The following is an 8,443-nucleotide window of genomic DNA, read 5'->3' as shown; positions in this document are numbered from 1 at the left end:
GCGCTTGACGTCGGCGTACGCGTCGATGGCGTCGGCGTGAACCGCGAGCAGCCCCTTGCGGGGGTGGTCGAGGGAGTCGAACGCACCCGCCTTGATCAGCGATTCGATGGTCTTCTTGTTGCAGACCACCGCGTCCACCTTGGACAGGAAGTCGTAGAAGTCGGCGTACTCGCCCTTCTCGTCACGGCAGCGCATGATCGAGGCGACCACGTTCGCGCCGACGTTGCGGACCGCCGCCAGGCCGAAGCGGATGTCCTTGCCGACCGGGGTGAACGGCCCGGCCGAGGTGTTCACGTCCGGCGGCAGCACCTGGATGCGCATCCGGCGACACTCGGACAGGTAGAGCGCCATCTTGTCCTTGTCGTCACCGACGGACGTCAGCAACCCGGCCATGTACTCGGCCGGGTAGTGCGCCTTCAGGTACGCCGTCCAGTAGGAGACCAGGCCGTACGCGGCGGAGTGCGCCTTGTTGAAGGCGTACCCGGCGAACGGCACCAGGACGTCCCACACCGCCTGGATCGCCTCGTCGGAGTAGCCGCGCTCGCGGCAGCCGTCCCGGAACGGGATGAACTCCTTGTCGAGGATTTCCTTCTTCTTCTTACCCATGGCCCGGCGCAGCAGGTCCGCCTGACCGAGGGTGTAACCGGCGAGGATCTGCGCGGCGCGCTGCACCTGCTCCTGGTAGACGATCAGGCCGTGGGTGGGTGCCAGGATCTCCCGCAGCGGCTCCTCCAGCTCCGGGTGGATCGGCGTGATCTCCTGGAGGCCGTTCTTGCGCAGCGCGTAGTTGGTGTGCGAGTCGACGCCCATCGGGCCGGGCCGGTACAGGGCCAGGACGGCGGAGATGTCCTCGAAGTTGTCCGGCTTCATCAACCGCAGCAGCGACCGCATCGGCCCACCGTCGAGCTGGAACACGCCCAGGGTGTCGCCCCGGGCCAGCAGCTCGTACGCGGCCGGGTCGTCCAGCGGCAGGGCCAGCAGGTCGAGCTTGAGGCCGTGGTTCAGCTCGATGTTCTTGACCGCGTCGTCGATGATCGTCAGGTTGCGCAGGCCGAGGAAGTCCATCTTCAGCAGCCCGAGCGACTCGCAGGTCGGGTAGTCGAACTGCGTGATGATCGCCCCGTCGGCGTCGCGGCGCATCAACGGGATGTGCTCGATGATCGGCTCGGCGGACATGATGACGCCGGCGGCGTGCACACCGGTCTGCCGGATCAGCCCCTCGATGCCCTTCGCGGTGTCGATCACCTTGCGGACGTCCGGGTCGGAGTCGTACAGGCCACGGATCTCGCCGGCCTCGGCGTACCGGGGATGCTTGGTGTCGAAGATGCCGGTGAGCGGGATGTCCTTGCCCATCACCGCCGGCGGCATCGCCTTGGTGATCCGGTCGCCGACCGCGTACGGGAAACCGAGGACCCGGGCGGAGTCCTTGATCGCGGCCTTCGCCTTGATCGTACCGAAGGTGGCGATCTGAGCGACCTTGTCCTCACCCCACTTGTCGGTGACGTACTTGATCACCTCACCGCGCCGACGCTCGTCGAAGTCGATGTCGACATCCGGCATCGAGACACGCTCGGGGTTCAGGAACCGCTCGAAGATCAGACCGTGCTGGATCGGATCGAGGTCGGTGATGCCCAGCGCGTACGCGACGAGGGAGCCGGCGGCCGAACCACGGCCCGGACCCACCGAGATGCCCTGGCTCTTGGCCCACTGGATGAAGTCGGCGACCACGAGGAAGTACGACGGGAAGCCCATCTGGTTGATGACGCCCAGCTCGTACTCCGCCTGGACGACGTGCCCCTCCGGGATGCCGTTCGGGTAGCGGCGGCCCAGGCCGGCGAAGGTCTCCTTGCGGAACCAGGACTCCTCGGTCTCCCCCTCCGGCACCGGGAAGCGCGGCATCAGGTTGTGGAACTCGAACATGCCCTTCGGGTCGACCTTCTCGGCGACCAGCAGGGTGTTGCGGCAGCCCTCCTGCCACAGCTCCGACGAGTCCACAGCGCGCATCTGGTCGGCGCTCTTGATGAAGTAGCCGCCACCCTCGAACCGGAACCGGTTCGGGTCGTCGATGTTGCTGCCGGTCTGCACGCAGAGCAGCACGTCGTGCGCGGTGGCCTGCGCCTCGTGGGTGTAGTGCGAGTCGTTCGTGACGACCGGCGGGATGTCCAGCTTGCGGGCGATCTCGGTGAGCCCCTCACGGACCCGGCTCTCGATGGAGAGGCCGTGATCCATGATCTCCAGGAAGTAGTTGTCCTTGCCGAAGATGTCCTGGTAGCTCGCGGCGACCTTGAGCGCCTCGTCGAACTGGCCCAGGCGCAGGCGGGTCTGCACCGCGCCGGACGGGCAGCCGGTGGTGGCCATGATCCCCTCGGCGTGCTCGGCGATCAGCTCCATGTCCATCCGGGGCCACTTGACGTAGTGCCCCTCCATGGACGCCCGCGAGTTCAGGGTGAACAGGTTCTTCAGGCCCTGCGCGTTCTTCGCCCACATCGTCTTGTGGGTGATCGCGCCGTTACCGGAGATGTCGTCGCTCTTCTGCTCCGGCCGACCCCACTTGACCCGAGCCTTGTGATAGCGCGACTCCGGCGCCACGTACGCCTCGACGCCCAGGATCGGCGTGATCCCGGCGGCCATCGCCTGGTTGTAGAAGTCGTTCGCGCCGTGCATGTTGCCGTGGTCGGTGATCGCCACGGCGGACATGCCCAGCCGGTTGGCCTCGGCGAACAGGTCCTTCAGGCGGGCCGCTCCGTCGAGCATCGAGTATTCCGTGTGCACGTGCAGATGCGCGAACGAATCAGCCATGCGTGGCGCCCCCCGGCGGTGTGGATCTTGGTGGTCGGAGCCGACCGGGACCTACCCTACCGAGGTGATCTCGACGGCTCCACCGTCCGCGCCGAGGGTCGTGGCCCTCGTCTCCTGCCCGGCCGCCTATGCGCCTAGGCTCGCAGGATGGCGAGGTACTACGACGTACACCCGGACAACCCCCAGCCCCGGATCATCGGCCAGGTCGCCGACCTGATCCGCGGTGGCGGGCTGGTCGCCTACCCGACCGACTCCTGCTACGCGCTCGGCATCCAGCTGGGCAACCAGGACGGGTTGGACCGGATCCGGCAAATCCGCCACCTCGACGACCGGCACCACTTCACGCTCATCTGCCGGGACTTCGCGCAGCTCGGTCAGTTCGTCCAGATCAGCAACTCGGTCTTCCGCCTGGTGAAGGCGTCCACCCCGGGCAGCTACACCTTCATCCTGCCGGCCACCCGCGAGGTGCCGCGCCGGATGTTGCACCCGAAGAAGCGCACCGTCGGGGTACGCGTACCCCGGCACACCGTCACCCAGGCGCTGCTGGCCGAGCTGGGCGAGCCGCTGGTGTCGAGCACCCTGGTCCTGCCCGGCGACGACGAGCCGATGACCCAGGGCTGGGAGATCAAGGAACGGCTCGACCACCAGGTCGACGCGGTGCTCGACGCCGGCGACTGCGGCATGGAGCCGACGACCGTGATCGACCTGTCCGGCCCCGAGCCGGAGATCCTGCGCCGGGGCGCCGGCGACGTGTCCCGCTTCGAATAGCCGTCGGGTGCCGGACCGTACGGGGGCGCTGCGGCACCGCTCGCCGTACGCTCGGGGATCGGCACCGGCGAGCATTGGACACCCGGCATGCCCGACGCGGACGACATCGACGCCCTGGCCCGGTCCGCCGCACACGGCGACCCGGCGGCGTTGGACGCCCTGCTGCTCGCGGTGCGCCCCGAGGTGCTACGGCTGTGCGCCCGGTTCCTGCCCAATCGGGAGGATGCCGAGGAGGCCTGCCAGGACACCCTGCTGGCGCTGGCCAACGGCATCACCCGGTTCGAGGGACGCTCCTCGTTCCGCACCTGGCTGCACCGGCTGACCGCCAACCGGGCCCGCTCGACGTACCGCACGCTGCGCCGCCGCTGCCGGTTGGAGGCCGACGGCGTACCGCTACCCGACCGGGCCGACCCACGACGGACGAGCGTGGTCGCGGGCACCCGCCTCGACCTGCTCGACGCCTTCGACGCCGTCCGCCCCGACCTCGCCGAGGTGGTGGCCCTGCGCGACGTTCTCGGGCTGAGCTATCCCGAGATCGCCGAGTTGCTCGACGTGCCGGTGGGCACTGTGAAGTCGCGGTTGCACCTGGCCCGTCACCAGGTCCGACAACGGCTCGGCACCGACTCGGGCTGAGTCGGCGAGACGCATCGACGATCGGGGGAAGGGGGCTGGGTGATTCCGCTCCGCCGGGCCGTCGGCCGCGTCGTCGCCGCTCTCGCGGGCATCGTGGCGGTCGCCGCCTGCGGCAGCGACGCGGTCTCGCCGCTGCCCGTGCAGCCACCCGGGCCGTCCCCGTCGACGTCGGCGGTGGCGTCTGCACCCACACCGTCGGGGACGCCCGGCGCCAGTCGGTCACCAACTCGGCCGCCGCCGGCCGCCGAGCCGCCGGTGCCCCCCGCGCCGATCAGGACCCGGGGTACGCCACCGCGACCGACCCTGTCACCGACCACGCCGACCAGCAGTTGCCTCGGCGCGGTCCGCTACGACCTGCCGGTGGCCGACACCGAACTGGAGCTGCTGCGGTCGCTCTGCTTCGCCACTGGCGCGGTGCTGCGGATCCAGGGAATCGGGCCCGGTCTGGTCACCGTGGACCGGCCGGAGCTGGTCTCGCAGCACTACGAGGCCGGGGTGGTGGACATCCGGTTCGTCCGACCCGGCACCGTCGCCGTCACGATCCCCAAGGACGACCGCGCGCACACCATCACCGTGGTGGTTCGTTAGCGCGCCGCCGGTCTGCCGGACCGTACCTACCCGACCCGCACTCCGGCGAGGACGGCGTCCACGAACTCGGGGGCGGCGTGCTCCGGTGGCACGATCTGCACGTACACCAGAGCGGCCCGGCCGGGATGCAGGCCTGCGGATTCGACGATCCGCGGCCGACCCTGGTCGCAGCGGTACGCCACCACCGTCCACTCGACGCCCGCCTGGCGGGTGGTGCGAGCCGGGGCGGGTGTGCAGTCCCCGTGCGTCCGCTCGGCCAGGAACCCGGCCGGTGTGGTGCGGACCGCCGTGGCGGCGGAGAGGCCGACGAACGCGCCGGGCAGCCGGGGGTCGGCGGCCCAGCGGCGGGGTTGCGGCGACATCACCAGCGCCGGTTCCGGTTCGCCGCCGGCATCGAACTGGCCGGCCCAGGTGGTTCCCGTGGCCGACCAGCCTGCCGGCAACGCCACGGTGAGCGGCCCGGTGGTGTACGTGCCGACGACCGGTCGACCCGACCCGGCACCGCCGGGCTCGGCACCCACCCCACCCACCACGAGGACGGTCGCGACGACGACCCCGGCCAGCCGCGACAGGTACGGGCGGCGGCCGGTCGTGCCGAGCACCTGCTCCTCCGAAGCGCGGGAGCGGACCAGCGCGTCGTGCAGCGCCGACGCGTCCGGGTAACGGTTGGCCGGTTGGTACGCGGTGGCCCGGACGAGCACCGCCGCGACTGCGGCGGGCACGCCCTCGCGTAGTCGGATCTCCGCGGGGCGTCGAGGCGGTTCGGTGCCGGCCGGCGGGTCGGCGGCCAGCAGTCGGATGCCGAGCCGGCCGAGCCCGTACACGTCGGCGCGGGTGTCGACCACCGCGCCCGGGTCGTCCTGCTCCGGGGCCATGTACCCGGGGGTGCCGGCCCGGGCGGTCAGCCCGGAGGCGGCGGCGAGCGCCTTCGCGAGGCCGAGGTCGGCGATCAGCACCTGTTCGGCGTCCGGGCCGACGGAGCGGAACAGGATGTTGCCCGGGGTGAGGTCACGGTGCACGACGCCGTTTCGGTGCAGTACGGCGACGCCGGCGCAGATCTCACCGAGCAGCCGCAGCGCCGAGGACGCGGGGATCTCGCCGGCGGCCAGGCGGTCCCGCAGGCTCCCCCGATCCGCCCACGCCAGGACCGCGTACGGGCGACCGTCGGGCAACTCACCGACGGTGTGCACCCGGATGAGTCGCTCGTGTTCCAGCCGGCGCAGCAACCGGGCCTCGTCCAGGAAGCGTTCCCGCACCCGCAGGTCGTGGCTCCAGTTCTCGGCCAACACCTTGATCGCGACGCGGGTGTCGAGGACCGGGTCGTAGCCCAGCCAGACCGTCGCGAACGACCCGACGCCGAGCAGTCGCTCGACGGCGTAGGGCCCGATCCGCAGCGGAGCCGTCACGGTGTCACCCCCGGCGGGCGTTTCTCTGCACAGTAGACCGGGCCGGACGTGAACCTCACGAACCGTTGGCTCCGGCGCGGTGACTAACAGGGCAGGACACCTCGTCACCGAAGGAGAACGCCATGAAACGTCCCTCGATCCTCTTCACCGCCGCCCTGCTGACGCTCGGCACGCTCGTCCCGGCCACCGTCGCCGGCCCGGCAGCGGCGGCAGCTCCGGTCGGCGCCCCGCCGACCGCGGTGCACCACCACCCGCAGGTGCTCGGCGTCGGCGGCGCCGGGGCGTACCGGATCGGTGCCAGCCTGGCGGCGCTCACCGCGGCCGGGCACATCGACTGGACCGCGCCGGCCTGCGGTGGGGTGGTGCACGCCGGCGCGACCGGCTCCTGGGCCGGTGTGCTCCTGCTGGCCTTCCGCGACGGCCGGCTGGTGGAGGTCGGTACGGCCACCGTGCCGCCCTACTCCCCCGCCGGGGCGTCGGTCGGCATGTCCTTCGCCGAACTGGAGGACATCTACGGGCTGCGGGGTTCGCTGATCCGCAACGACGCGGGGGACGCCGAGGCGTACCTGGTGCGGGTCGGCTCGCGGGTGGAGCTGTTCACCGGGCACCCGATCCGGCCTGGCGTCGGCTACTTCCAGGTCGGGCCGGCCAGCTTCGTCGAGCGCAACTTCCGGCAGGGCGCGGCCTGCTGACCAGGGCTTTCTGCGGGGCGTCCGGTGCGAGCCGGGCGCCCCGCGCCTCCTTTGCTCTGCTGCCCTTGAGGCACCACCCTGCGGCAACGCCCTGGCGCATCCGCAGCAGCAGAGCAAAGGGGGTGAACAACGGTCGCCGACGGGCGGGACGCGTAGGGCAGGCGGGTCGCGTTCGACACCCTTAGCAGACACAACGCTATCGCCGTAGACAACACTGTGTGCCACACAGTATGGTGTGACACATGGTTAGCGAGGACGTTCTACGGACGCACCTACAGGAGTTGCGTCGAGGCACCGTCGTGGTGGCCAGCCTGGTCGCGCTACGCCGACCTGACTACGGCTACGCACTGCTGCAACGGCTCACCGAACACGGCTTCCCGGTGGACGCCAACACCCTCTATCCGCTGCTGCGCCGCCTGGAGGACCAGGGGCTGCTGACCAGCGAGTGGAACACCGAGGAGAGCCGGCCGCGCAAGTTCTACCGGACCAGCGACGAGGGCGAGTCGATGCTGAGCCGGCTGCTCGACGACCTCGCCGCCGTGCAGACCTCCGTCACCGGGCTGATCCAAGGAGTGGACCGATGAACACCCTGACCGACCGCTACCTCGCCGCCACCCTGCGCTCGGTGCCCGCTCCGCGACGCGACGAGATCGCCAGCGAGCTGCGCGCCTCCATCGACGACATGATCGAGGGTCGGACCGACGGCGGCCAGGACGCCACCACCGCCGAGCGGGAGGTGCTCACCGAGCTGGGCAACCCCGACGTGCTGGCCGCCCGGTACGCCGACCGCCGGCTGCAACTGATCGGCCCGACCTACTACCTGCTCTGGCTGCGGCTGTTGAAGCTGTTGCTCAGCTTCATCCCGGCGCTCGTCGGCACGATCGTCACCATCGTGGAAGCCGCCGAGGGAAAGGGTTTCGGCGCGATCGGGCCGGGCCTCGTCGTGGCCATGCAGGTGGCCGTTCAGATCACCTTCTGGCTCACCCTGACCTTCGCCATCATCGAGCGCACCCAGACGGCCGTGGACCTGCCGGAGTGGACCGTCGACCAACTGCCCGACGCCCCGGTGCGCCGGGGCATCCCCCTCGCCGACACCATCGCGTCGGTGATCATGCTGGTGCTGACCATCGGCTACCTGCCGTTCCAGCACTACCAGTCCTGGGTCAGGGGCACCGACGGCGAGAACATCCCGATCCTCGACCCGGCCCTGTGGTCGTTCTGGCTGCCGGCGTTGATCGTGGTGCTGGTCGCCAGCGTGATCTTCGAGGTCGTGAAGTACCGGATCGGGCGCTGGACCTGGGCCCTGTTCGGCGTCAAGGCAGTGCTCAACCTGGCATTCTCGGTGCCGCTGGTGTGGCTGGCGCTCTCCGACCGGCTGCTCAACCCGGCCCTGGGCGAGCGGCTGAGCTGGGTGGCGGAGGCGGACAACCGGGACGGCATCGGGCTGGCCATCGCGCTGGGTACCGCCGCGATCGTGGTCTGGGACATGATCGACACCGCCCGTAAGACGCGCCAGCAGACGGCGTGAGCGACACCCGAGGCGGCCCGGCGCGTACC

At 70.5% G+C, this 8,443-nt stretch carries 8 protein-coding genes; 6 read left to right on the top strand and 2 right to left on the bottom strand.

The features are described from left to right. Nucleotides 1–2,799: DNA polymerase III subunit alpha (gene dnaE / locus ACWCO3_RS27150; RefSeq protein ID WP_450012726.1), on the bottom strand; the 2,799-nt coding region annotated here is incomplete at its 3' end. Nucleotides 2,800–2,946: 147 nt separating this feature from the next. Here dnaE and ACWCO3_RS27145 point away from each other — a divergent pair. The 3 genes from ACWCO3_RS27145 (at nt 2,947) to ACWCO3_RS27135 (ending at nt 4,788) form a co-directional block, all read left to right on the top strand. Beyond that, nucleotides 2,947–3,567 carry an L-threonylcarbamoyladenylate synthase gene (locus tag ACWCO3_RS27145; protein WP_145783897.1) on the top strand — a complete coding sequence of 207 codons (621 nt, stop codon included), beginning with the start codon at nt 2,947–2,949 and terminating at the stop codon, nt 3,565–3,567. An 87-nt stretch (nt 3,568–3,654) separates the two neighbouring features. Next, nucleotides 3,655–4,200, top strand: coding sequence for an RNA polymerase sigma factor (locus ACWCO3_RS27140; RefSeq protein ID WP_357932472.1), 546 nt, complete (start codon nt 3,655–3,657; stop codon nt 4,198–4,200). 39 nt (nt 4,201–4,239) lie between these two features. Then, nucleotides 4,240–4,788, top strand: a complete 549-nt coding sequence (locus ACWCO3_RS27135; protein ID WP_450012723.1) for a hypothetical protein — start codon at nt 4,240–4,242, stop codon at nt 4,786–4,788. A 26-nt stretch (nt 4,789–4,814) separates the two neighbouring features. Here ACWCO3_RS27135 and ACWCO3_RS27130 read toward each other — a convergent pair whose 3' ends face one another. Further along, nucleotides 4,815–6,194: a serine/threonine-protein kinase gene (locus ACWCO3_RS27130; protein WP_450012721.1), complete on the bottom strand. Its 1,380-nt coding sequence runs from the start codon at nt 6,192–6,194 to the stop codon at nt 4,815–4,817. Nucleotides 6,195–6,316: 122 nt separating this feature from the next. On the opposite strand from ACWCO3_RS27130, the gene ACWCO3_RS27125 reads away from it, so the two are divergent. The 3 genes from ACWCO3_RS27125 (at nt 6,317) to ACWCO3_RS27115 (ending at nt 8,414) form a co-directional block, all read left to right on the top strand. Further along, nucleotides 6,317–6,886: a hypothetical protein gene (locus tag ACWCO3_RS27125; protein ID WP_145783905.1), complete on the top strand. Its 570-nt coding sequence runs from the start codon at nt 6,317–6,319 to the stop codon at nt 6,884–6,886. 242 nt (nt 6,887–7,128) lie between these two features. Further along, complete coding sequence (locus tag ACWCO3_RS27120; RefSeq protein WP_088990384.1) at nt 7,129–7,470, top strand: PadR family transcriptional regulator; 342 nt, start codon at nt 7,129–7,131, stop codon at nt 7,468–7,470. Next, entirely contained in the window at nt 7,467–8,414 is a 948-nt protein-coding gene (locus ACWCO3_RS27115; protein ID WP_145783908.1) for a permease prefix domain 1-containing protein, read from the top strand. Before ACWCO3_RS27120 ends, ACWCO3_RS27115 begins: the two co-directional genes overlap by 4 nt. Nucleotides 8,415–8,443: the final 29 nt, after the last annotated feature.

This window comes from Micromonospora sp. NPDC002411 (genome assembly GCF_053592955.1).
Note: the sequence above shows the minus strand (reverse complement) of the source record. Positions and strands in the feature narration are given on the sequence as shown.

Coding starts and splice junctions, on each gene's coding strand:
- ACWCO3_RS27145 (WP_145783897.1), top strand. CDS start 2,947: ATGGCGAGGTACTACGACGTACACCCGGACAACCCCCAGCCCCGGATC.
- ACWCO3_RS27140 (WP_357932472.1), top strand. CDS start 3,655: ATGCCCGACGCGGACGACATCGACGCCCTGGCCCGGTCCGCCGCACAC.
- ACWCO3_RS27125 (WP_145783905.1), top strand. CDS start 6,317: ATGAAACGTCCCTCGATCCTCTTCACCGCCGCCCTGCTGACGCTCGGC.
- ACWCO3_RS27120 (WP_088990384.1), top strand. CDS start 7,129: ATGGTTAGCGAGGACGTTCTACGGACGCACCTACAGGAGTTGCGTCGA.
- ACWCO3_RS27115 (WP_145783908.1), top strand. CDS start 7,467: ATGAACACCCTGACCGACCGCTACCTCGCCGCCACCCTGCGCTCGGTG.